General features: G+C 67.0%; 23 protein-coding genes. 17 read left to right on the plus strand and 6 right to left on the minus strand.

The annotated features are described in order from the left end of the window. Nucleotides 1-1,189 (minus strand): TonB-dependent receptor plug domain-containing protein (locus ACTIFJ_RS10345; RefSeq protein ID WP_439534033.1); only part of this gene is annotated, 1,189 nt, incomplete at its 3' end. An 84-nt stretch (nt 1,190-1,273) separates the two neighbouring features. Next, the gene (locus tag ACTIFJ_RS10350; RefSeq protein WP_439534034.1) at nt 1,274-1,837 is read right to left on the minus strand and encodes a regulatory protein RecX; all 564 of its coding nucleotides are present in this window, start codon (nt 1,835-1,837) and stop codon (nt 1,274-1,276) included. 135 nt (nt 1,838-1,972) lie between these two features. Between ACTIFJ_RS10350 and ACTIFJ_RS10355 the strand changes: the two genes are divergently transcribed. Both ACTIFJ_RS10355 and ACTIFJ_RS10360 read left to right on the plus strand, forming a co-directional pair. Beyond that, nucleotides 1,973-3,724, plus strand: a complete 1,752-nt coding sequence (locus ACTIFJ_RS10355; RefSeq protein ID WP_439534035.1) for a fatty acyl-AMP ligase — start codon at nt 1,973-1,975, stop codon at nt 3,722-3,724. A 10-nt stretch (nt 3,725-3,734) separates the two neighbouring features. Then, entirely contained in the window at nt 3,735-4,640 is a 906-nt protein-coding gene (locus ACTIFJ_RS10360; RefSeq protein WP_439534036.1) for an NAD-dependent epimerase/dehydratase family protein, read from the plus strand. Here the strand turns inward: ACTIFJ_RS10360 and ACTIFJ_RS10365 are convergent. Beyond that, the gene (locus ACTIFJ_RS10365) at nt 4,635-5,168 is read right to left on the minus strand and encodes a Pycsar system effector family protein (protein WP_439534037.1); all 534 of its coding nucleotides are present in this window, start codon (nt 5,166-5,168) and stop codon (nt 4,635-4,637) included. The two genes, ACTIFJ_RS10360 and ACTIFJ_RS10365, sit on opposite strands and share 6 nt — an antisense overlap. A 172-nt stretch (nt 5,169-5,340) precedes the next feature. Here ACTIFJ_RS10365 and ACTIFJ_RS10370 point away from each other — a divergent pair, with 172 nt between their 5' ends. Continuing rightward, complete coding sequence (locus ACTIFJ_RS10370) at nt 5,341-5,586, plus strand: acyl carrier protein (protein WP_439534038.1); 246 nt, start codon at nt 5,341-5,343, stop codon at nt 5,584-5,586. After that, nucleotides 5,583-6,797, plus strand: coding sequence for a serine palmitoyltransferase (spt, locus tag ACTIFJ_RS10375; protein ID WP_439534039.1), 1,215 nt, complete (start codon nt 5,583-5,585; stop codon nt 6,795-6,797). The genes ACTIFJ_RS10370 and spt overlap by 4 nt, the downstream gene beginning before the upstream one ends. A 4-nt stretch (nt 6,798-6,801) precedes the next feature. Here spt and ACTIFJ_RS10380 read toward each other — a convergent pair whose 3' ends face one another. Continuing rightward, nucleotides 6,802-7,308, minus strand: a complete 507-nt coding sequence (locus ACTIFJ_RS10380) for a DUF2141 domain-containing protein (RefSeq protein WP_439534040.1) — start codon at nt 7,306-7,308, stop codon at nt 6,802-6,804. Nucleotides 7,309-7,437: 129 nt separating this feature from the next. Here ACTIFJ_RS10380 and ACTIFJ_RS10385 point away from each other — a divergent pair, with 129 nt between their 5' ends. The 5 genes from ACTIFJ_RS10385 (at nt 7,438) to ACTIFJ_RS10405 (ending at nt 12,467) form a co-directional block, all read left to right on the plus strand. Then, complete coding sequence (locus tag ACTIFJ_RS10385) at nt 7,438-8,667, plus strand: LptF/LptG family permease (protein ID WP_439534041.1); 1,230 nt, start codon at nt 7,438-7,440, stop codon at nt 8,665-8,667. A 2-nt stretch (nt 8,668-8,669) separates the two neighbouring features. Then, complete coding sequence (lptG, locus tag ACTIFJ_RS10390; protein WP_439534042.1) at nt 8,670-9,758, plus strand: LPS export ABC transporter permease LptG; 1,089 nt, start codon at nt 8,670-8,672, stop codon at nt 9,756-9,758. A 44-nt stretch (nt 9,759-9,802) separates the two neighbouring features. Continuing rightward, nucleotides 9,803-10,615, plus strand: a complete 813-nt coding sequence (locus tag ACTIFJ_RS10395; protein ID WP_439534053.1) for a sterol desaturase family protein — start codon at nt 9,803-9,805, stop codon at nt 10,613-10,615. Between the two features lie 7 nt (nt 10,616-10,622). Further along, complete coding sequence (locus ACTIFJ_RS10400) at nt 10,623-11,774, plus strand: N-acetyltransferase (protein WP_439534043.1); 1,152 nt, start codon at nt 10,623-10,625, stop codon at nt 11,772-11,774. 252 nt (nt 11,775-12,026) lie between these two features. Beyond that, nucleotides 12,027-12,467: a hypothetical protein gene (locus ACTIFJ_RS10405; protein WP_439534044.1), complete on the plus strand. Its 441-nt coding sequence runs from the start codon at nt 12,027-12,029 to the stop codon at nt 12,465-12,467. A gap of 58 nt (nt 12,468-12,525) precedes the next feature. Here ACTIFJ_RS10405 and ACTIFJ_RS10410 read toward each other — a convergent pair whose 3' ends face one another. Then, nucleotides 12,526-14,013: a hypothetical protein gene (locus tag ACTIFJ_RS10410; RefSeq protein WP_439534045.1), complete on the minus strand. Its 1,488-nt coding sequence runs from the start codon at nt 14,011-14,013 to the stop codon at nt 12,526-12,528. 321 nt (nt 14,014-14,334) lie between these two features. On the opposite strand from ACTIFJ_RS10410, the gene ACTIFJ_RS10415 reads away from it, so the two are divergent. The 3 genes from ACTIFJ_RS10415 (at nt 14,335) to gatB (ending at nt 17,266) form a co-directional block, all read left to right on the plus strand. Next, nucleotides 14,335-15,291 carry a glycosyltransferase family 2 protein gene (locus tag ACTIFJ_RS10415; RefSeq protein ID WP_439534054.1) on the plus strand — a complete coding sequence of 319 codons (957 nt, stop codon included), beginning with the start codon at nt 14,335-14,337 and terminating at the stop codon, nt 15,289-15,291. 5 nt (nt 15,292-15,296) lie between these two features. Continuing rightward, complete coding sequence (locus ACTIFJ_RS10420) at nt 15,297-15,713, plus strand: GtrA family protein (protein ID WP_439534046.1); 417 nt, start codon at nt 15,297-15,299, stop codon at nt 15,711-15,713. 62 nt (nt 15,714-15,775) lie between these two features. Then, on the plus strand, nt 15,776-17,266 hold the full coding sequence (gene gatB, locus ACTIFJ_RS10425; protein ID WP_439534047.1) for an Asp-tRNA(Asn)/Glu-tRNA(Gln) amidotransferase subunit GatB: 1,491 nt from the start codon (nt 15,776-15,778) through the stop codon (nt 17,264-17,266). Here gatB and serB read toward each other — a convergent pair. Next, a complete protein-coding gene (gene serB / locus ACTIFJ_RS10430) occupies nt 17,259-18,158 on the minus strand; it encodes a phosphoserine phosphatase SerB (protein ID WP_439534048.1) in 900 nt (299 codons plus the stop codon). The two genes, gatB and serB, sit on opposite strands and share 8 nt — an antisense overlap. Between serB and miaA the strand changes: the two genes are divergently transcribed. From miaA to ACTIFJ_RS10455, 5 genes are all read left to right on the plus strand, one after another. Further along, on the plus strand, nt 18,127-19,056 hold the full coding sequence (gene miaA, locus ACTIFJ_RS10435) for a tRNA (adenosine(37)-N6)-dimethylallyltransferase MiaA (RefSeq protein WP_439534049.1): 930 nt from the start codon (nt 18,127-18,129) through the stop codon (nt 19,054-19,056). The genes serB and miaA overlap by 32 nt on opposite strands. 97 nt (nt 19,057-19,153) lie before the next feature. Further along, nucleotides 19,154-19,912: a PEPxxWA-CTERM sorting domain-containing protein gene (locus tag ACTIFJ_RS10440; RefSeq protein WP_439534050.1), complete on the plus strand. Its 759-nt coding sequence runs from the start codon at nt 19,154-19,156 to the stop codon at nt 19,910-19,912. 201 nt (nt 19,913-20,113) lie between these two features. Next, nucleotides 20,114-21,862: an acetolactate synthase 3 large subunit gene (locus ACTIFJ_RS10445; RefSeq protein ID WP_439534051.1), complete on the plus strand. Its 1,749-nt coding sequence runs from the start codon at nt 20,114-20,116 to the stop codon at nt 21,860-21,862. Continuing rightward, nucleotides 21,862-22,371: an acetolactate synthase small subunit gene (gene ilvN, locus ACTIFJ_RS10450; RefSeq protein WP_439534052.1), complete on the plus strand. Its 510-nt coding sequence runs from the start codon at nt 21,862-21,864 to the stop codon at nt 22,369-22,371. The genes ACTIFJ_RS10445 and ilvN overlap by 1 nt, the downstream gene beginning before the upstream one ends. 16 nt (nt 22,372-22,387) lie before the next feature. Then, nucleotides 22,388-22,909, plus strand: a 522-nt coding sequence (locus ACTIFJ_RS10455; RefSeq protein ID WP_439534055.1) for an NAD(P)-binding domain-containing protein, incomplete at its 3' end; no start/stop codon positions are given.

The following is a 22,909-nucleotide window of genomic DNA, read 5'->3' on the forward strand; positions in this document are numbered from 1 at the left end:
AGCGACCTTCGAGCGCGGTCTGGACGCCGCTGGCCTGGTAGACGCGGTTATTGTTGCGGACGCGCAGCGAGCCGGCGCGGCCGGAGAAGCCGCTGCCGCCGACCAGCTCGGCATATTGCACGGGCGCGGCGGCCGGATTGTCGAGGACGCCGGCGATACTGGTCCAGCCAGTGTTGGCATTGTTGCGGATGTCGTTCAATTTGTACCAGGCACGCGCCGTGTCGGTGCGATAGGCGGTGGTGGTGACGCGCAACGCATCGCTCAGCCGCCAGTCATGGGTCAGCTGGAAGGTCTCGTGCGCCACATCCATGATGTCGCGCTGGCTGGCGTTGTAGCGGCGGTTCGGATCGCGCTGGAAATCGGCGAGCGACAGGCCGAGATAGGTCTCGTTGCTGGTCTCCGAATAGCGCTGGTATTTGAAGGTCAGGGCATGGGTGCCGTCGGTGCTGCGCAGGCCGAGCTTGGCAACCATGTCGCTGATCTCATAGCCGGTATCACCTGCCCCCTGATTCCGGCCGCGATCGATCTCCTTGAACCCCGAACTGTGCTCATAGAGGCCCTCGACCATGGCGCCGATCTCGACGCCGCCGCCGAGCCCGGCCCAGCCGCCGACCGAACCGAGCGCGCGGTAACTGTCATAGCTGCCACCAAACAGGTCGGCGCGGCCGCTGAGTACGCCGGCCGCGGTATCGGGCAGCGGCGTCGAGAAGAAGTTGATGGCGCCGCCGACGGTCATCGGGCCATATTTGATCGCGGCCGGCCCCTTGGCGACCTCGACGCCGGCGATCCGGGCCATGCGCGGGAAATAATAGGCGGCGGGCGCTGAGTAGGGCGCCGGCGCGATGAGAATGCCATCTTCCATGATCGCCACCCGGGCCGAGCGGTCGGTGCCCGAGCCGCGGATGCCGATGTTGGGGCGCAGCCCGAAGCCATCCTCCTCCTGCAGGATGACGCCGGGGACCTGGCGAAGGATGCGGTTGACGTCGCTGTAGGAGAAGCGGTCGAGTTCCTCGGTATCGAGGACGGTAACGGCGCCGCCGATATCCAGCGCATCGCGCTTGGCGGCGGTGACGGTGATCAGCCCGGTGCCCCAGTCATTGGCCTCCAGCGCCTCTTCGGCAACCGCCGCAGCGGGCAGCGCCTGGGCGATGGCAAGCGCCAGCACCGAGACCGACAACAAGGATTTCATGACCCCACTCCGCTTATGCAACCTATTCTCAGGAGCAGCTAGCGGCGGGAAAAACGGTCTGCAAGAAGATTTTGCGAATGCTTCTTATGATGAAAGGGCGTCGGCCTCGGCCTCGGAACGCGCGGCCAGCACGCGGCGGGCGACATCGAAATCATGGCCGGCCCGCAACATCGCCGCCAGCGCCCGGCGCTGGACGACAGCCGGATCGAGGCGGCTTTCCCGTGCAAAAGGCCCGAGATGGCGGCGGCGCGCGAACAGGATTGCGGCAGCGAAAGGGCTCGGCGGGACGTCGTCTTCCGCTTCGTCTTCCGCCCCCGGATCCGTCACGACTCCGGCAGCCGCCAATGTCTGGACGATGCGCCGCCGCCCCAGCCCGCGCGACGCCATGTCACGTGTCCGCGAGGCTGCCCAGGCCGCGTCATCGACATAGCCGAGCCCGGCCAGCCGTTCGACCAGCGCCTCGGGGTCGGCCGGCGCGTCGCCATGCCAGGGACGTTCCCTCAGCTTGCGATCGAGATAGCGCCGCAGCTTCTGCCGGGTGGTGGCGTAGCGGGCGGCATAATGCAGCGCCAGCGCCTCCAGCCCCGGCGCATCGAGCGGACGGGGGACACGCTCGGCGCGGGATCGGGGCCGCATTTCATCGCTCATGCCATGATCCTGCCATGATCGGGCCGGAATTTGAACCCGCGCCTCTGTCATGCATGACCCGATAACAATCAGAGGGTCGTGCGGCCGCCATGGCAGAATGCCACAAGCGAGCCGCCAGTTGAGGGAGTTCAAGGCTTGCAGAACAATGGCTTGCCGGGTCTGGTGCCCACCCCCACCCATGACGGGCTGGCCTATCGCCGCGCCGATTTTTCGACGCTGGGCGAGGCGCTCGATTATGCGGCGCGGGGCGACAAGGGCTTCAATTTCCACGATGCGCGCGCCGATCTGGTCCGCGCCTATCGCTATGCCGAGCTGGCCGCCGATGCCCGCACCCGGGCGCTGCGGCTGATCGCCGAGGGCGTCAAGCCCGGCGACCGGGTAGCGCTGATCGCCGAGACCGGCGCCGATTTCGCCGCCGCCTTCTTCGCCACCATCTATGCCGGCGGGCTGCCGGTGCCGCTGCCGCTGCCGACCAGCTTCGGCGGCCGCGATGCCTATATCGAGCAGCTGGCCGTGCAGCTGCGCTCCTGCGACCCGAAGATGGTGCTGGCGCCCGAGGGGCTGATGCCGATGGTCGCCGAGGCCGCGGCTGCGCTGTGCCCCGCCCATGACTGGTCGCAGTTCTTCGCCGCGCCGGCGCCGGTCGTCGATCTGCCGCAGCCGCAGGCGACCGACATCGCCTATCTGCAATATTCGAGCGGCTCGACGCGCTTCCCGCACGGCGTCGCGGTCACCCATGAGGCGCTGCTCGCCAACCTCGCCGGCCATGCGCACTGCATGGAAGCCGGCGACGGCGACCGCGTCGTCTCCTGGCTGCCCTGGTATCATGACATGGGGCTGGTAGGCTGCATGCTGGCGCCGCTGGCCAACCAGATTTCGGTCGACTATCTCGCCACCGAAGATTTCGCCCGGCGGCCGCTGTCCTGGCTGACGCTGATCAGCCGCAACCCGGACGCCACGCTCAGCTATTCACCGACCTTCGGCTATGACATCTGCGCCCGCCGGATCTCGGCCTCGATCGATGTCGCCGAGCGCTTCGACCTGTCGCGCTGGCGGGTTGCCGGCAACGGCGCCGACATGATCCGCCCCGAGGTGATGCAGGCCTTTGTCGATGTGTTCGCCGCCGCCGGCTTCAAGGCCTCGGCATTCCTGCCCAGCTACGGGCTGGCCGAGGCGACGCTGGCGGTGTCGATCATGCCGCTCGGCGAGGGCATCGTCTCCGACCTGATCGACGAGCGGACGCTGGCCGGGCTGACCGGCGGCCGCACCGAGAGCCGGCGGCCGACCCGCTACCGCGCCATCGTCAACTGCGGCAAGGCCGTGCCCGGGCTGACCATTGAAGTCCGCGACGAGGCCGGCGCGCTGCTCGGCGACCGCAAGATCGGCCGCATCTTCGTGCGCGGCAAGGGCGTGATGGCCGGCTATTTCCGTGATCCGGAATCGACCGCCGCCGCCCTCTCCGAGGACGGCTGGCTCGATACCGGCGACATGGGCTATCTGGTCAGCGGCTCGATCTTCATCGTCGGCCGCGCCAAGGACATGATCATCATCAACGGCAAGAACCACTGGCCGCAGGATATCGAATGGGCGATCGAACAGCTGCCGGGCTTCAAGGCCGGCGACATCGCCGCCTTCGCCATCACCACGCCGTCGGGCGAGGAGGCGCCGGCGGTGCTGGTCCAGTGCCGTACGTCCGACCCGGCCGAGCGGAGCCATCTGCGCGAGACGATCCGCAACAAGGTCCGCGCCATCACCGGCATGAGCTGCGTCGTCGAGCTGGTGCCGCCGCGGACGTTGCCGCGCACCTCGTCGGGCAAGCTGAGCCGGTCGAAGGCGCGGTCGCAATATCTGTCGGGTGAAATCCAGCCGTTCGACGTCGCCGCCTGAGGCGGCGGCCGTGCTGGCCATTACCGGTGGCACCGGCTTCGTCGGCGGCCGCGTGCTGGCGCTGGCCGGAAACGACTGGCGGGCCCTGACCCGCCGGCCGCGCGACGGCGACCGCTGGGTAACCGGCGACCTCGCCGACACCGCCGCGCTGGACCGGCTGTGCGACGGCGCGGAGGCAGTCATCCATATCGCCGGGGTAGTCAACGCCGCCGACCGCGCCGGGTTCGAGGCCGGCAACATGCGCGGCACCGCCACCGTCATCGCGGCGGCGCGAGCGGCTGGCGTCCGCCGGTTCGTCCATGTCTCCAGCCTGGCGGCGCGCGAGCCGGGGCTCTCCGACTATGGCTGGTCCAAGGCCGGGGCCGAGGCGCTGGTGGCACAAAGCGGCCTCGACTGGGTGATGGTGCGCCCCCCGGCCGTGCACGGGCCGGGCGATACCGAAATGCTGCCGCTGTTCCGGCTGGCGGCGGCCGGCTTCGGGCTGGCGCCCGGCGGGGCGGCCGGGCGGATCTCGATCATCCATGTCGACGATCTGGCGCGGGCGCTGCTGGTGCTGGCGGCGGGCGGGCCGTCAGGCGTGGTGCTGGAGCTCGATGACGGGCGCGGCGACGCCGGCGGCTACAGCCACGCCGAATTTGCCGCACTGGCCGGCGCGGCGGCGGGGCGGGCGCGGGTGCGGATGATCAATGTGCCGGCAGGACTGCTGGCCGGCGCGGCCGGCATGGCGTCGGGGCTGGCGCGGCTGCAGCGGCGGCTGCCGAAACTGAGCCGCGACCGGGCGCGCTACCTCGGCCATCCGGACTGGGTGGCGCGCGGCGGCAATGCCGCGCTGGCCGGGCTATGGGCGCCGGCGCTTCCCGGCGCCGAGGGGCTGGCGGCAACGGTGGCGGGGTACCGGGACGCGGGCTGGCTATAGACCCGGTATCAGCAGGGCGACGAAGGTCAGCACCAGCCCGACGATGAAGACCCGGTATGCGTAGCCGAGGAAGCGGTATTTCTTGCGCTTGAGCACCAGCCCCTGCTGATAGACATCGCGGATCATCGCCCGGTAGATCGCCTCGTCCGACCCCATGATGCCCTGCATGTGGCGATGAAACGCCTCTTCGTCGAATTCGGTGAACACGCCGAAAAACAGCATGTTGGGCTGGACGGGCTGCACGGGTGCCGGCGGGCGGCCGATCGACGGCAGCACGGCCAGCAGGCAGCACAGCGCCGCGAGGAACACCGTGACGGTAAGGATGATCATCGCGGGATGAAACCGAGCCATGCTGCCCTCGCGCACCACCAGCGCCAGCACCACCGAGCTGACGCCGAGGAGCATATTGGCCTTCTGGTCGGCCATCGCCGAGAGCGTCATGTGCTGCTGCTGCATCGTCCGCAGCATGTAGATGCTGTGCGGATGCGGCGCGGCGGAGTCCGCCCCGGTCTTTTGGCTGTCGTCCAATGCCTGTCCCCCTTGCCCTGTGCCGGCGGAGACAGCATGAGCGCAAACCGGTGATTTGGAAACTCTCGGGGTCAGCTCCCCGAAGCCGCCATTTCGCCATCTTCTCCTGTCATTGGCGGGTATATATGGCAAAGGCGTTACGCTCGCGCCCAATAGGTTTTCGGAGAGTCATGTGAGCGACCGCGCCCAAGTCTATGCCCGGATCATCGAGCTGATCGAACCGCTCAACCCCAAGCATGTGCCGCTCGGCGAGGACACCAGCTTCGCCGGTGACCTCGAGATGGACTCGCTGACGGTGATGGACCTCGTCGCCTCGATGGAGGACGAATGGGACATCGTGATGCCGCTTAACATGCTCCCGGACCTCGAAACCATCGGCCAGGTCGCCGATGCCGTGACCAGGCTCGTCAAGAAATGACAGACCTGTTCTCGAAATTTGATCCGCTGATCAACGAGCGCGCCGCCCTGCTCTCGACCGGGGTACGCGATCCGTTCGCCATCGTCATGGAGGAGGTCAAATCCCCGACCGTGGCGATCATCCAGGGGCGCGAGACGATTCTGCTCGGAACCTATAATTACATGGGCATGACCTTCGATCCGGACGTCATCGCCGCCGGTCACGACGCGCTGACCCGCTTCGGCGCCGGCACCACCGGCAGCAGGGTGCTCAACGGCACCTACCAGGGCCACAAGGAATGCGAGGACGCGCTCAGGGACTTCTACGGCATGGACCATGCCATGGTGTTCTCCACCGGCTACCAGGCCAATCTCGGCATGGTCGCCACGCTGGCCGGCAAGGGCGACTACATCATCCTCGATGCCGACAGCCATGCGTCGATCTATGATGGCTGCTATCTCGGCAATGCCGATATCGTCCGCTTCAAGCACAACAGCGCCGAGGACCTGGAGAAAAGGCTGCGCCGCCTGCCGCCCGAGGCCGGCAAGCTGGTCATCCTCGAAGGCGTCTATTCGATGCTCGGCGACATCGCGCCGCTGAAGGAACTGGTGGCGATAGCCAAGGCGCATGGCGCCATGGTGCTGGTCGACGAGGCGCATGGCATGGGCTTCTTCGGGCCGAACGGCCGCGGCGTCTATGAGGCGGCGGGCGTCGAGGCCGATGTCGATTTCGTCGTCGGCACCTTCTCCAAGTCGGTCGGCACGGTCGGCGGCTTCTGCGTGTCCAACCACCCGAAGTTCGAGATATTGCGGCTGGTCTGCCGGCCCTACACCTTCACCGCCTCGCTGCCGCCTGCCGTTGTGGCCTGCGCCGCCACCTCGATCCGCAAGCTGATGCACGCCGGCGAGAAGCGCCAGCGGCTATGGGCGATGACCGCCAAGCTGCACGGCGGGCTGAAGGCGCGCGGCTTCCGGCTGGCGACCGACACACCCGAATCCGCCATCGTCTCGGTGCTGATGCCGGACCAGGAGACGACGGTGCGGATGTGGGCGGCGATGATCGAGCTGGGCGTCTATGTGAACATGTCCCGGCCGCCGGCGACGCCGGCCGGCGTGTTCCTGCTGCGCTGCTCGCTTTGTGCCGAGCACAATGCCGACCAGCTGGAGACGGTGCTGGAGCGCTTCTCGATGGCGGCAGAGGCAGTCGGGCTGTTCCGCCAGGCCGCCGAATAACCCGCTACTTCTGCTTGATCGGCCTCACCGACAGGCCGTGCATGTAGTTGAGGACGATGTTCATCTGGTTGACGCCGGGGCCGGCTGTGTAGCGGGTGTTCTTCAGCGGCGGCTTGCCGAGCGGGATCTTGGGGTTGTTGGAAAAGCCGATCCCGTCCCCCCAGACCGACAGCTTGCCGTCGGCGTTGCGGTCGTGCAGCGCAACCATCACATAGTCGCCCGGTGCCGGCAGCGTCAGGCAGACCTGCATGTCGCCGTTCGGCGTCACCGGCATTTCCTGGCGGCGGATGTAGCGGCCCGAGCCCAGATAATCCTCTTCCTCCGCCGGATAATATTGGACACGCAGATTGCCATCCCGGTCCTTGAAGCCGGTAATGGTGACCAGCATCGCCGGGCCGCGGGCACCGGGCGCGCAGGCCGACGCATCGGTGCCGAGCACCGCGGCGGCGGCCGGTGCGAGAGGCAAGGTGGAGAGAAGGGCCGCGACAGCGGCGCCGCAATATTTGATCATGACCTTGATGTTCTACCCGGCTATAGGGAGGAAAGACGGTGGATTTTCCACCACAACGCCTTAATGACGGCTGGATGCGGCAAAACTGGGGCGCACCTGCCGAAATTGCAATGGAATATTGGCCCGCCCTTGTTCGCCCTTACCCGCTTTGACCGCTATCAGGCGCGGCTGATCATCGTGCCGCTGGTGGCGTCGCTGGTCATCGCCGCCATGTTGCTGCTGCTGGACCGGATGCTCCGGCTGTTCGATTTCGTCATGAACGAGGGCGGGCCGGTCAATGTCGTCTGGCGGATGCTCGGCAATCTGCTGCCCGAATATCTGTCGCTCGGCATCCCGATCGGCGTGATGATGGGCATATTGCTGTCATTCCGGAACCTCGCGCTGACCTCGGAGCTGGATGCGCTGCGGGCGGTGGGCATCTCCTACAACCGGCTGCTGCGGGTGCCGTTCATCTTTGCCGGGGTGTTCGCGCTGATCAACTTCGGCATCGTCGGCTTCATGCAGCCGGTGTCGCGCTATGCCTATGAGAATCTGCGCTTCGAGCTGCGTTCAGGGGCACTGGGCGCCTCGATCAAGGTCGGCGAATTCGCCAGCCTCGGCAAGGGCATGACATTGCGGGTCGAGGAAAGCTTCGATGGCGGCGCCGATCTGCGCGGGCTGTTCGTCCGCGCCGAGGGCGCGGATGGCCAGAGCCTGGCGGTGACCGCTTCCAAGGGCACCTTCCTCTCCACCGACGATCCGGATGTCATCCTGCTCCGGCTGACCGACGGCACCATGGTGCACAGCCCGGCACCGAACACCGTGCCGCGCGTGCTGAGCTTCGCGCAGCACGACCTGCCGGTCAATTTGCCGAGCATGACCTCGTTCCGCAAGCGCGGCGAAGGCAATATGGAACGCACCCTGCCCGAACTCGGCGCGACGATCCTCGACAGCAAGGCGACGCCCGAGGCCCGGCGCGATGCCAGCGCCACCTTTCACCGCCGGCTGGTGCAGTGCGTGGTGATGTTCATCCTGCCGTTCCTCGCCGTGGCGCTGGCGGTGCCGCCCAAGCGCTCGACCTCGGCGCTGGGCGTGTTCATCGCGCTGATCGCGCTGGTCACCTTCCACAAGATCACCGAATATGGCGAGCGCATGGGCAGCCTCGGCCGCGTCGACCCGGTGCTGGCGCAATGGGTGCCCTATCTGCTCTTCTGCGGGGTAACGCTCTGGTTGTACCGGACACTGGCCTATGTGCCGGGCGGCCAACCGCTGGGGCTGCTCGAACGCTGGTTCAGCAAGCTGGCAAGCGTGCTCGGCGCGGCGGCCGCCAAGCTTATGCGCCGCAGCAACTGGCGCGATGACGCGCTGTCGGCGGGCTGACCATGCGACTTTTCCCCTCCCGGACCATCGCCTGGTACACGGCGAAGATGTTCCTCATCCGCACCGCCGCCTTCATCATCGGGCTGGTGGTGATTCTCGAATCGCTCGATCTGCTCGGCGAATCGGGCAAGATTCTCGCCGCCGCCGGCAATGGCGAGGCTGAGCTCTGGACCTATGTCTCGCTGCGCGTGCCGCAGATCATCCAGCTGTTCCTGCCCTTCGCCGTCCTGCTGGCGACTTTGGTGACGCTGGCAACGCTCAACCAGAACAGCGAAGTGGTGATCTTCAAGGGCGCCGGCATCTCCGCCCACCAGATATTGCTGCCGTTGATGATGGCGGCACTGGCGATCGCGGCGGTCAACTTCGTCTTCAACGAACGCATCGTCACCAGGGCCACACAGACCCTCAAGGTCTGGCAGGCCAATGAATATCGCAAGGTCACCGAGGCCACCCCGCCGAAAACCGCCAGCTGGGTGCGCGGCGGCAACGACCTGTTCCACGCCGACAGCGTCACCGGCATCGACAGCACGACACGGCTGGGCGGGGTGACCATCTACGACCGGGTCGACAACCGGCTGACCCGGATCGTGATGGCCGACGAAGGCCGGCCGATCGCCTCGGGCTGGGAACTCCGCAACGTTCGCATCTTCGACGTGGCGCGCGGCACGGTCGCCACCCAGCCCTCCATGGCCTTCGCCACCAGCGTCATCCCCCGCCAGTTCACCACCGCGACGCTCGACCCCGCCTATCTGTCGCTCTGGGAGCTATGGCCGCAGATCGCCGAGCAGCGCGCGGCAGGCAAGCCGGTCGACACGCTGATCGCCGCCGCCCACCACAAAATTTCCGGCCCGCTGTCGGCGGTGCTGATGCCGCTGCTCGGCGCCGTGGCGGCGTTCGGGCTGGCGCGCTCGGGCAAGCTGTTCGTCCGCGCCGTGATCGGCATGTTCCTCGGCTTCGCCTTCTTCGTTGCCGACAATTTCATGCTGGCGATGGGCAATTTCGGCAGCGTGCCACCACTGATGGCCGCCTGGGCGCCATTCCTGCTGTTCCTGCTGATCGGCGAGGCGGTGCTGATCCGCACCGAAGAGTAGCGGCAGGACGTCGCGGGGCGGCGAGGCGTCCCAAATTGGCCGCAATGCGCCTATATTGGAAGGCTGATCAAAGTTCGGAGAAGTCCGTGAAGGCCGCTGTCCTGCCCAAGTCCGGTATCTGGAACCGGAGCCACTACCTTGACCGGATGACCCTCCGGGAGCTGGTCGTGGCCTATTTCCAATATTATGCGATCCAGGCCTATCTGGTGCTGGCGCTGGCCGCCGGCGTCTATGCCTTCTACAACCCGCCGACGCTGGTCGCCGGCACCGTCTCGGCCGTCTTCGCCGTCATCGCTTATCCGGCGATCTGGTATGCGCTGCACCGCTGGGTGCTGCACGGCCAGTGGATGTGGAAGTCGCCGCTCACCGCCGCGACCTGGAAGCGCATCCACTACGACCATCACCAGGACCCCAACCACCTCGAGATCCTTTTCGGCGCGCTCTACACCACGCTGCCGACCATCGTCGTCGCCACCGTGCCCGTCGGCTGGCTGATCGGCGGGCCGGGCGCCGCCGCCGTGGCGCTGTCGGCAGGGCTGCTGATGACCTGCTTCTACGAATTCTGCCATTGCATCCAGCACCTCAGCTACAAGCCGCGCGCAAAATGGCTGGCCGACATGAAGGCCCGCCACATGGCCCACCATTTCCATGACGAGACCGGCAATTTCGGCATCACCAACTTCGCCCTCGACAAGGCGCTGGGTACTTTCTACGAGCGCGACCAGCGCCCGGCCAAGAGCCCCTCGGTGTTCAACCTCGGCTATTCGGAAGAGGTCGCGAAGACCTACCCCTGGGTGAAGGAAATGTCGGGCGGGATCATCGCCACCGGCCATCCCCGCAAGCGCCAATCCGCCTGACCAGCCCTTGTCAGTCCCGCCTTCGGACCTGAAACTGGTCCCGGTCAGCAACAGCGCCGACCGGGACCGTTTCATCAACCTGCCCTACCGGCTCTACGCCGCCGACCCGCATTTCGTGCCCCCGCTCCGCGCCGAAGTGAAGGCGCTGATGTCTCCCACCGGTAACCCGTGGTTCGGCCACGGCAAGGCGCAGTTTTGGACCGTTGAGCGCGACGGCCAGGTCGTCGGCCGCATCTCCGCACAGATCGACGAGCTGGTGCTCAGCCATGTCGCCCCCGGGCTCGGCCAATGGGGCATGTTCGAGTGCATCGACGACCCCGCCGTGGCCACGTTGCTGATCGACACCGCCGAAACCTGGCTGCGCGCCCAAGGCATGACCCGCGCCCAGGGGCCGATGAGCCTGTCGATCTGGGACGAGCCCGGGCTGCTCGTGCAAGGCTTCGACGGCCCGCCGACCGTGATGATGGGCCACCACCTGCCCTATTACCAGCGGCTGATCACCAGCCACGGCTATGCCGGCGTCAAGGACCTGCACTGCTGGAGCCTCCCCATCCAGCGCCCCTTCCCGGAAATCGTCCAGCGCATCGTCGCCGCCTCGGAACGCAACGCCCGCCTCGTCACCCGCCCCGTCGACAAGTCGAACTTCGAAGCCGAAGCCGCGCTCATCCTCGATATCCTGAACGACGCCTGGGCCGACAACTGGGGCTTCATCCCCCTCACCCCGGCCGAAATCGCCCATGTCGGCAAGAAACTCAAACCCATCGTCTTCGAAAACCTGATCCGCATCGCCGAATATGACGGCGAACCCGTCGGCTTCATGATCACCCTGCCGGACATCAACGAACTCACCCGCGACCTCAACGGGAACCTCTTTCCCTTCGGCTGGGCCAAACTGCTCTGGCGCCTCCACAAACCCCGCGTCACCCGCGTCCGCGTGCCCCTGATGGGCATCCGCAAATCGCTCCAGGGACACCGCGTCGCCTCGCTGATGGCCTTCCAGATGATCGAATACATCCGCCGCGACGCCATCCGCGACTTCGGCGCCACCGACGGCGAAATCGGCTGGATCCTCGACGACAACGGCCCGATGCGCTCCATCGCCGACGTGCTGGAAAGCGAAGTGACGCGCACCTATCGGGTGTTCGAGAAGGACTTGTAGGGAGCCTCCGGCGGCCGGGGGCTTGCCCCCGGACCCCTTGAATGGGCCTGTCCTGAACGCCGGGCATATCGCCCGCGCGCAGCGCACTCAAACGCCTGCGGCGCACGCCAGCCCTACCGCATACACCTAATCGGGGTCTGGGGCCAAGGCCCCAGCCGCCGGAGGCCAAGCCGTTAACTCATAAATGTCAAAGTCTGTTGGCGCCCATTAGCGGACTTTGAATTGGTGTGCGATTGTTGAGCAATGGAATACTTGACCGACCAAACAACTGCCGATCGGCTCTACCTGAAGGGATTGGCGATCCTTTACGAGCGGCAAATAGGTCTGTGGATGCCAATCATGTGGCACCTCGCGCTCAGGGGCCACACCGGGGCTATGATCGAATTGGCAGATTGGTTCTCGAGCGACAACAGCGCCAAAGCTTTCGGCACACCCGCTGACGCATTTAGCGCAGCAGGTCTCTATTATCGTGCCTTTCAAAAAGGCGATGCCCGGGCGGCGAAAAATGCGGCTATGAGTTGCTTCAATCGAAATGACATGACCGGCTATCGCCAATGGCTAACGCGAGCGTCAAAAGCAGGCGATGCAGAGGCGGGTCAGGAGCTAGGCTACTTCGAGACACGCCTTTGGCATTCCGCCGCTCGAAAGGTTGGTCGATTGCGGCCCAAGCAAAAACGAGATGAGTTCGCCTAACGCCAATGGCCGCTTTCCACCTCTTCCCGCCCTGCCGCTTATGCGTCCCCGGCTGCGTTCAAGCCCTCATCCCGCCCCGCAGCCGCCGCGCCAGCGCCACGGCGGCGACCGCCGCCAGTGGCATCAGCCACGCCATCCGCCCCTGATAGCGGTCGAACACCCCGCCGATCACCCCGCAGACGGCGGCGTTGACGATCAGCCCGAGCAGCAGCCAGGCGATGATTTCCACCACCGGCTGGCGGCGCCAGCCCGTGCCGGGGAGGCGGGCGAGGGCGATGATCAGCACGGCGAGGCTGGCGAGGTAGGTGGCGGTCATGATCAGGCTGGCGGTGTCGAACAGCCCGGGGCGGTGCCGGGCGGGGCTGTCGGCGTAGCGGTCGAGCACGCCGGCCATGGCGCGGCTGGCGCCGGGGCCGGGGCGGGGGCCGAGCGCATATTCGGTGACGCCGACGAGGCTGAACTGCGCCACGAGGTTGCGCAGCGAAGCGCCGATCTGGTGGAGCGGGTGGGCCGTGACGGCGGCGATCACCAGCCGGCCGGATTCGGCGCTGATCGCCTCGCGCTCGGCGACGGGCAGCGCATTCATGATGCCCTTCGCCGGGTCATGGGACCAGAGAAAGGTATTTTCGGTCATCGGGAAGCGGTCGAGATGGTCGCACAGCACATAGCGGTCGGCCGCGGCGGCGGTCGGGCAATGATCGGCCAGGTAGCGTTCGGCGGTGCCGTCGCCGACGATCCGCGCCAGCGCGAACGGCGTCTGCACCAGCGGCTGGCCGGCGATCTTCTCCACGGCATAGTTGACGGCGGCATGGCCGGCGGCGGCAATGGCCAGCGCCAGCAGCGGCAGCGGCAGCCGGTTCCAGCGCCGGTCGGTCACGAGGTGCCAGAACACGTAAAGGCCGAGCAGCGCCGCGGCCATGGCGAGGATGCCCTTGTGGGTCATGCAGGCGGCGAGCAGCAGCAGCGCCCACAGCCAGCGCTCGCGCGGCGACATTTGCGCATGCGGCAGCAGCATCGCCAACGCCAGCACGGCGAGGCCAGCGAACAGATCGGGCATGGCGACGGTGGTGAACAGCCCGAGGCCGGTCAGCACGGCGCCGGCCAGCACCCAGGGCTGGAGCCGGCGTGGCACGGCCATCCGGGGCAGGGCGGCGGCCAGCGCCACCAGCACGATTCCCGTCTGCACAAGCGCCAGCGCCCATTCGCCGCCGAGCCGGTAGAGCAGCACGAACGGCACGCCATAATAGACCGAGCGCGAGGTCGAGATGCCGTCCTCGGCCTCGCGCGCCAGCATCGGCGCAGCGGCGGGGCCGGCAGGGTCGGCTGGGGGGGAGAGCAGCCGCGCGACGGTCTTCAGACTGGCCTCGCCAGCATGGAAATAGCCGATGCTGTCGGGAAACAGGAAGATCGTGCCATTGATCAGCGCCGGCGCCAGCAGCAGCCCGGCGGCCAGCAGCAGCCACGGCAGTGCCGGAGAACAGGAGGGCGCCGGTGTGGCCGGGATCGACGCCGGGACGGACGCTGGAGCGCGGGGATTCGCCCTCATCCGATCGTCCTGAACAGGCAGGCGCGGCCCGATGCCGGCCGCTGGGCACACGGAATCGGATAAGCCGTTAAAGCCATAGCGATATTTATCTTTTCCACAGACCAGCCCCTCGGGACTCGCATAATTAACGATGTGCTACAAGAATTCTGTTCCATTTTTGCTGCGAACGCATAAGTTCCGCCCGCCATGCCACCGGGACCCTATCCCGGACACCGCACCGAAAAGGACTGCGCCTTGGGCCTCTCCCCGCACGATACCGCGCTCCCCTCGCTCGATCCGGTTGCCGCCGGCGGGACGCTGGCCGGTGCCGCACTGCCGTCCGTGGTAGAGTCGCCATCACGATCCCTGCTGCCCGCCGCCCTGCGCGTCGCCGTGCTGCTGCCCTGCTACAATGAGGAAGCCGCCATCGGCGTCACCGTCGCCGCCTTCCAGGCGGCGCTGCCCGAGGCGAAAATCTATGTCTATGACAACAATTCGCGGGACCGGACCTGCGCCGTCGCCGCCGCCGCCGGCGCCACCGTCCGCACCGAGCGCACCCAGGGCAAGGGCGCCGTCGTCCGCCGCATGTTCGCCGACATCGAGGCGGACATCTATGTGATGGCCGATGGCGACGCCACCTATGAGGCCGGCGCCGCCCGCCGCATGGTCGAGCAGCTCTATGCCGAGAACCTCGACATGGTGGTCGGCGCCCGCGTCTCGGACCAGACCGCCGCCTATCGCTCGGGCCACCGCTTCGGCAATGCCATGCTCACCGGCCTGCTCACCCAGATGTTCGGCCGGTCTTTCTCGGACATTCTCACCGGCTACCGGGTGTTCTCGCGCCGCTTCGTCAAGTCCTTCCCCATCCGCTCGGCCGGCTTCGAGATCGAGACCGAGATCAGCGTCCATGCGCTCGAGCTGGTGATGCCGGTCGCCGAGGTCCCGACCGCCTATGGCGCGCGGCTGGAAAACAGCGTCTCCAAGCTGTCGACCTATACGGACGGCTTCCGCATCCTCGGCACGATGATCAACCTTTATCGCTACGAACGGCCGATCGAGTTCTTCGGCATCATCGCCGCCTTCCTGCTGACCATCTCGACCGTCCTCGCCATCCCGATCATCGGGACCTATCTGGAAACCGGGCTGGTGCCGCGCTTCCCCACCGCCTTCCTGATCGTCGGCCTGGTCATCCTCGCCACCCTGTCGGTGGTCACCGGCCTCATCCTCGATACGGTCACCAAGGGGCGCGGCGAGGTCAAGCGGCTGATCTATCTGCAACACGCCCCGCCGCAGGGCTGAGGCCCGTGAAGAGCACCGGCAGCAAGGCCGCCCGCTACCTCGTCACCGGCAGCCTCGCCGCGGTCGTCGATACCCTCACCTTCGCGCTGCTGCTGCCGCTCGGCCTCGGGCTGGCGGTCACCGCGACACTGAGCTTCCTCGCCGCCAGCATCTGCAACTACTGCACCTCCGCCGGCTTCGTCTTCGATTCGCAGCGCTCCATCGCCGGCTATTTCCGCTTCCTCGCCGGCGCCGTCATCGGCCTAGGCCTCAATGTCGGCCTCACCGTCTGGTTCGCCGGCCTGCTGCCCGGCCTCGTCCCCGCCAGCCTCGCCGCCCGGCTGCCGGACCTCGCCATCATCGCCAAGCTGCTCGCCATCGTCATCGCCACGGTGTTCAACTTCGCCATCAACCTGCTCGTGGTTTTCAAGCCGCGCCGCTGAGCGCCGCCCCCGCCGCTGAGCGCCACCTTGCCAAAATCCCGGGGCGCGGCAATAGAAACGCCATGGCAGACACCAGCACCTACACCGTCAAGGGCGACACCGGCGACTGGGAGATCGTCGTCGGTCTCGAAGTCCATGCCCAGGTCACCGCCAGGGCCAAGCTCTTCTCCGGCGCCGCCACCGATTTCGGCGCCGAGCCCAACACCCAGGTCAGCCTCGTCGATGCCGCCATGCCCGGCATGCTGCCGGTGCTCAACGGCGAGTGCGTCCGCCAGGCGGTCCGCACCGGCCTCGCGCTCGGCGCCGAGATCCACCGCTGGTCGCGCTTCGACCGCAAGAATTACTTCTACGCCGACCTGCCGCAGGGCTATCAGATCAGCCAGCTCTACCACCCGATCGTCGGCGAGGGCGACCTGCTGATCGAGACCGACGCCGGCGAAAAGCGCATCGGCATCGAGCGCATCCATCTCGAACAGGACGCCGGCAAGTCGGTCCATGATCTCGACCCGACCAAGAGCTTCGTCGATCTCAACCGCTCGGGCTGCGCGCTGATGGAGATCGTCTCCAAGCCGGACATCCGCTCGCCGGCCGAAGCCGCCGCCTATGTCACCGCGCTGCGCCAGCTGCTCCGCTATGTCGGCAGTTGCGACGGCAACATGGACGAAGGCTCGATGCGCGCCGACGTCAACGTCTCGGTCCGCCGCCCCGGCGCCGCCTTCGGCACCCGCACCGAAACCAAGAACGTCAATTCCGTCCGCTTCATCGCCCAGGCCGTCGAGCATGAGGCGAAGCGCCAGGTCGCCGTCCTCGAATCCGGCGGCACCATCGTCCAGGAAACCCGGCTGTTCGATCCCGGCACCGGCACCACCCGCCCGATGCGCTCGAAGGAAGACGCCCACGACTATCGCTATTTCCCCGATCCCGACCTGCTCCCCGTCGAGCTGAGCGAGGATTTCGTCGAGACCTGCCGCCACAGCCTCCCCGAGCTCCCCGCCGCCAAGCGCCACCGCTATATCGAAAGCCTCGGCCTCACCGATTATCTGGCCGGCGTCCTGATGGCCGAAAAAGCCACCGCCGACTGGTTCGAGACCCTTGTCGCCGATCTCGCCACCCGCACCAACAAAGCCCCGGCAGACATCGCCCGCACCGCCGCCAACTGGGCCAGCGGCGAGCTGTTCGGCGCCCTCAAGCGCCTCGGCCTCGAAATCGACGCCTCCCCGGTCTCCCCGACAAGCGCCGCCGAACTGCTGGCACTGGTCGACAACGCCACCATCTCCGGCTCGGTCGCCAAGACCGTCTTCGAAGCCATGCTGGAAACCGGCGACTCCGCCTCGGCGATCGTCGACGCGCGTGGCCTCCGCCAGGTCTCGGACACCGGCGCCATCGACACCGCCATCGCCCAGATCCTCGCCGCCAATGCCGACAAGGTCGCTCAGTACCGCGCCGGCAAGGAGGCCCTGTTCGGCTTCTTCGTCGGCCAGACGATGAAGGCCATGGGCGGCAAGGCCAACCCCGCCATCATCAACGAACGCCTCAAGGCCGCGCTCAGCTAACCACCCACTCCGCCCGCCGATACCCCTGCGCCCACAGCAGCGCCGTCAGATCGCCAACCCGCACCTGCGCATCCGCCGCCGCCGCTGCCTTGGGCTTGGCATGATAGGCCATGCCCAGCCCCGCCGCCTCGATCATCGGGATATCGTTCGCCCCGTCCCCCACCGCCAGCGTCGCCTCGATCGGCACCCCGGCCCCCAGCAGCGCCGCCCGCTTGGTCGCCGCATCGACGATCGGCTCCGCCACCATCCCGGTCAGCCGCCCGTCCGCCACCAGCAGCACATTCGCCTGCGCCGACGCAAAGCCGATCTCCGCCGCCACAGGCCCGGTAAAGGCCGTGAACCCCCCGGACACCAGCAGCGTCCTCGCGCCGTTCGCCGCCATCGTCCGCACCAGCGCCACCGCGCCCGGCATCAACCGCACCCGCTCGCGCCGGCATTCGTCGAGCGTCGCCACCGGCATCCCCGCCAGCAGCGCCACCCGCGCCCGCAGCGCCTCGGCAAAGTCCAGCTCGCCGCGCATCGCCGCCTCGGTGATCGCCGCCACCTGCGGCTTCAGCCCCACATAATCGGCCAGCTCGTCGATGCACTCGCACTGGATCATCGTCGAATCCATGTCCGCCACCAGCAGCCGCTTGCGCCGCACGCCCGCCGCCGGCTGCGCCACCACATCGACGTGCCCGAGCGCGGCCTCCAGCACCCCGCGCGCCGCCCGCGCCCCGATCCCGCCCACCGTCAGGTCGAGCGCATCGCCCTGATCAAGCCAGTCCCAGCCCTTCACCGCCGCGCCGGCCCCCGCCAGCGCATCGCTTGCCAGCGCCGCGTCCCCGGCCGACAAGCGCCCGGCAGCAATGAGGGTAACAATGAGCGATTCCGGGCGCGATTCGGGTTCCATGGTGGCGCTGATTACAGGCCCGAGCGCCAGCGGCAAGTCCGGCCTTGCCGTCGCCCTGGCTGAGCGCCTCGGCGGCACCATCATCAACGCCGACGCCAGCCAGCTCTACGCCGATCTCCACGTGCTCAGTGCCCGCCCGAGCGCGCAGGACGAGGCCCGCGTCCCTCACCGCCTCTACGGCATCCGCGACGGCGCCGATCCCGCCGACGCCGCCGACTGGGCCGCACTCGCGCACGCATCCATCGCCGACACCCTCGCCCAGCGCCGGCTGCCGATCGTCACCGGCGGTACCGGCCTCTATATCGAAACCCTGCTCCACGGCATCGCCCCGGTCCCCGAGATCGACGCCGAGATTCGCGCCGCCGTCCGCGCGCTCCCCACCGAAACCGCCGCCACCGCCCTCGCCGCCGAAGACCCGGAAATGGCCGCGCGCCTCCGCCCTTCGGACCGCCAGCGCCTGCTCCGCGCCCTCGAGGTCATCCGCGCCACCGGCCGGTCGCTGCTGCACTGGCAGGCGCAGCGCACCGGCGGCCTCGCCGACACCCACCAAATTCGCGGCCTCGTCGTCGCCCCGGACCGCACGACCCGCTGGGCCGCCGCCGAAGCCCGGCTCGGCACCATGGTCGCCCAGGGCGCCCTGGAAGAAGTCCGCGCCCTCGTCGCCCGCCGCCTGGACCCCCAGCTGCCGGTGATGAAAGCACTCGGCGTCGCCCCCTTCGCCCGCGCGCTGACCGGCGAGATCTCTCTTCCGCAGGCCTGCGAAGAAACCCTCATCGCCACCCGCCAGTACCAGAAGCGCCAGATGACCTGGCTCAACGGCCGGCTGGCGTCATGGCCCCGCCTCACCGCCGCCGAAACGGACAGTGCCGCCACCCTTCTCGCCCAACAAGATAGTTAACACGAGCCAAACAACGCTACTTAACATATTACTCATTGATTAATACCAGACCCCTCGGTTAATACGCATTCATTCTATTCGACTCGAGGACCTATCCATGCGCACCCTGTTCAGCACCGCGATCCTGGCAATTGCCGTCGCCGCCACCCCGGCCCACGCCGTCACCAACCTGATCAAGAACGGCAGCTTCGAGCTCGGCGCCCCCGGCACCAACGGTTTCCTGAGCTGGAAGAAGACCAATACTCCGGACGGCAACCCCGCCCAGGACCAGCAGGCCTCGGTCATCACCTACAACAGCACCGCCCAGTATCCGACCGGCGCTTACGGCGAGGCCGTCACCCCGGACAATGCCGCTTCGGCCAGCCCGGATGCGGTCGGCACCCAGGCCGCCTATTTCGTCGGCGACTTCTCGGTCGACGAAACCCTGTCGCAGCTCACCTACCTCAACCCCGGCAATTTCCGCATCGGCTTCAGCTATTATCTGACCGCCAATGGCCTCGCCAACGACGGCAATTCGAGCTTCACGGCCACCATCCTCGACACGCCGGTCGTCTCGACGATGATCGACGGCAGCTCGGCCGGCCAGACCTGGTTCTATGCCAGCGGCGTCGCCCAGATCACCCAGTCGGGCTGGTACAACACCGCCTTCAAGTTCAATTCGAACGAATTCCCCTCGAAGGACATCGTCATCGACCGGGTCTTCGCCTTCCGCACCAACGACATCCCGAGCGTGCTGATCCCGCCGACCACCCTCACCGCCGTCCCCGAGCCGGCGACCTGGGCGATGCTGCTGTTCGGCTTCGGCGCCGTCGGCATGGCCGCCCGCCGCCGCCGCACCCCGGTCGTCTTCGCCTGATCCTCACCGGTACCGCAAATGCAAGGGCGGTGGTCGCAAAGACCGCCGCCCTTTTTCATGCATAAGGCGCATTCAATAATCTTTTTGCCGTTGGCGCGGCAAATTTGTTCGATTATTGCGTCAAATCCGGTTGACAGCGCAACTTGTGATGCCTAGGGACACGCTTCGCTTTTGTGCGGTGTGTTTTTGAAGGACGTTGTCGTGAGCACGGAACTGACCGGTGCAGAAATTATCGTCAAGGCCCTGACCGATCTCGGGGTCGAGGTCGTCTTCGGCTATCCCGGCGGCGCCGTGCTACCCATTTATGATGCCTTGTTCCAGCAGGAACGCATCCGCCACATCCTGGTGCGCCATGAACAGGCCGCCGTCCATGCCGCTGAAGGCTATGCCCGCTCGTCGGGCAAGGTCGGCGTCGTGCTGGTCACCTCCGGCCCCGGCGCCACCAATGCCGTCACCGGCATCACCGATGCGATGATGGATTCGGTGCCGCTGATCGTCCTCACCGGCCAGGTGCCCACGCACCTGATCGGCACCGATGCCTTTCAGGAATGCGATACGGTCGGCATCACCCGCCACTGTTCCAAGCATAATTACCTGGTCAAGGAGACGGCGAAGCTCGGCCCGGTGATCCATGAGGCATTCTATATCGCCCGCTCCGGCCGTCCCGGCCCGGTGGTCATCGACATCCCCAAGGATGTGCAGATCCTGCGCGCCCGCTATGAGCGCCCCGGCACCGCCACCCACAAGACCTACAAGCCGCAGATCAAGGGCGATCTCGCCGCCATCGAGGCGGCGGTGGAGATTCTGGCGGCGGCGGAACGCCCGGTGCTGTACACCGGCGGCGGCATCATCAATTCCGGGCCTGTCGCCTCGCAGCTGCTGCGCGATCTCGCCAAGCTCACCGGCGCGCCGGTCACCAGCACCCTGATGGGGCTGGGCACCATGCCGCACGAGCATCCGCAGTTCCTCGGCATGCTCGGCATGCACGGCACCTATGAAGCAAACATGGCGATGAACCGCTGCGACCTGATGGTCTGCCTCGGTGCCCGCTTCGATGACCGGGTGACCGGCCGTCTCGATGCCTTCTCGCCGGATTCCCGCAAGATCCATGTCGATATCGACCGTTCGTCGATCAACAAGACCGTGCGGGTCGATCTCGGCATCGTCGGTGACGTCGGCAGCGTGCTCGAGGACATGATCAAGCTCTGGCGCGCTCGCGGCCACAAGCCCGCCGATCTCGACGGCTGGTGGCAGGACATCGCCGGCTGGCGGGCGCGGGACAGTCTCGGCTTCACCCAGAAGGGCGCCCCGCTGCTGCCCCAGCACGCCATCAAGCGGCTGTGGGAAATGACGCGCGACAGGAAGCCGATCATCTCCACCGAGGTCGGCCAGCACCAGATGTGGGCCGCCCAGCATTTCGGCTTCGATGCCCCGAACAAGTGGCTGACGTCAGGCGGGCTCGGCACCATGGGCTATGGCCTGCCGGCCGCCATCGGCGCCCAGCTCGCCAATCCCGGCGCGTTGGTCATCGATATCGCCGGCGAGGCCTCGATCCAGATGAACATCCAGGAGCTCGGCACCGCCACCCAGTACCGGCTGCCGGTCAAGGTCTTCATCATCAACAATGAATATATGGGCATGGTCCGCCAGTGGCAGGAGCTGAACCATGGCAGCCGCTATTCGCAAAGCTATTCGGATGCACTGCCGGACTTCATCAAGCTCGCCGACGCCTATGGCTGGAAGGGCATCACCATCGAGGATGCCGATGACCTCGATGCCGGCATCGCCGAAATGCTAGCGCATGACGGCCCGGTGATGGTCGATTGCCGGGTGATCAAGCTCGCCAACTGCTTCCCGATGATCCCGAGCGGCGCGGCGCACACCGACATGATCCTCGAAGGCGAAGTCCCGACCGGCGAGCCGGACGAAGACGCAAAGGCGCTGGTCTGATGAAGCACACCCCCTCCGAGCGGCACACGCTGTCCATCCTCGTCGACAATGAGAGCGGCGTGCTGGCCCGCATCGTCGGCCTGTTCTCGGCGCGCGGCTACAATATCGAGAGCCTCACCGTCGCCGATGTCACCGCCGACCATGAGGTGTCGCGGATCACCGTTGTCACTTCCGGGCCGCCGCCGATGATCGAGCAGGTGATGGCGCAGCTCGATCGGCTGGTGCCCGTCCACCGCGTGCTCGATCTCACCGCACTCGGCCCCCACGTCGAGCGCGAGATGGCGCTGGTCAAGGTCGCCGGCACCGGAGACAAAAGGGTCGAGGCGCTGCGCCTCGCCGACATCTTCCGCGCCCGGCCGGTCGACACCAGCACCCACAGCTTCGTTTTCGAAGTCTCGGGCAGCACCGAAAAGGTCGACCAGTTCATCGCGCTGATGCGCGAAGTCGGGCTGGTCGAGGTCGCCCGCACCGGCGTCGTCGCCATTGCGCGCGGCGCCGAGGCAGCTTAAGCGCTCCGCCAGCAGAATTCAGGACAACAGACGGGAATCCACAACCATGCGCGTTTATTATGATGCCGATGCCGATGTCGGCCTGATCAAGGGCAAGAAGGTCGCCATCATCGGCTATGGCTCGCAGGGCCACGCCCATGCCGCCAATCTCCGCGATTCCGGCGTCGCCGAAGTCGCCGTCGCGCTGCGCCCGGGTTCGAAGACCGCCGACAAGGCCACCGGCGCCGGCTTCAAGGTGATGACGAACGCCGAGGCCGCGGCCTGGGCCGATGTCGTCATGGTGCTGGCGCCGGACGAGCATCAGGCCGGCATCTATGCCGACGATCTCGCCCCCAACCTCAAGCAGGGCGCGGCGATCGCCTTCGCGCACGGCCTCAACGTGCATTTCCAGCTGATCGAGCCGCGCGCCGACCTCGACGTGTTCATGATCGCCCCCAAGGGCCCCGGCCACACCGTGCGCTCGGAATATGCCCGCGGCGGCGGCGTCCCCTGCCTGATCGCCATCCATCAGGACGCGTCCGGCAACGCGCATGATGTG

The sequence above is a fragment of the Polymorphobacter sp. genome, from assembly GCF_051860865.1.
Lineage (GTDB): Bacteria > Pseudomonadota > Alphaproteobacteria > Sphingomonadales > Sphingomonadaceae > Sandarakinorhabdus.

Coding starts and splice junctions, on each gene's coding strand:
- ACTIFJ_RS10350 (WP_439534034.1), bottom strand. CDS start 1,837: ATGAGCGATGAAATGCGGCCCCGATCCCGCGCCGAGCGTGTCCCCCGT.
- spt (WP_439534039.1), top strand. CDS start 5,583: ATGACAGACCTGTTCTCGAAATTTGATCCGCTGATCAACGAGCGCGCC.
- ACTIFJ_RS10380 (WP_439534040.1), bottom strand. CDS start 7,308: ATGATCAAATATTGCGGCGCCGCTGTCGCGGCCCTTCTCTCCACCTTG.
- lptG (WP_439534042.1), top strand. CDS start 8,670: ATGCGACTTTTCCCCTCCCGGACCATCGCCTGGTACACGGCGAAGATG.
- ACTIFJ_RS10395 (WP_439534053.1), top strand. CDS start 9,803: ATGCGCCTATATTGGAAGGCTGATCAAAGTTCGGAGAAGTCCGTGAAG.
- ACTIFJ_RS10410 (WP_439534045.1), bottom strand. CDS start 14,013: ATGAGGGCGAATCCCCGCGCTCCAGCGTCCGTCCCGGCGTCGATCCCG.
- gatB (WP_439534047.1), top strand. CDS start 15,776: ATGGCAGACACCAGCACCTACACCGTCAAGGGCGACACCGGCGACTGG.
- miaA (WP_439534049.1), top strand. CDS start 18,127: ATGAGCGATTCCGGGCGCGATTCGGGTTCCATGGTGGCGCTGATTACA.
- serB (WP_439534048.1), bottom strand. CDS start 18,158: ATGGAACCCGAATCGCGCCCGGAATCGCTCATTGTTACCCTCATTGCT.
- ACTIFJ_RS10440 (WP_439534050.1), top strand. CDS start 19,154: ATGCGCACCCTGTTCAGCACCGCGATCCTGGCAATTGCCGTCGCCGCC.
- ilvN (WP_439534052.1), top strand. CDS start 21,862: ATGAAGCACACCCCCTCCGAGCGGCACACGCTGTCCATCCTCGTCGAC.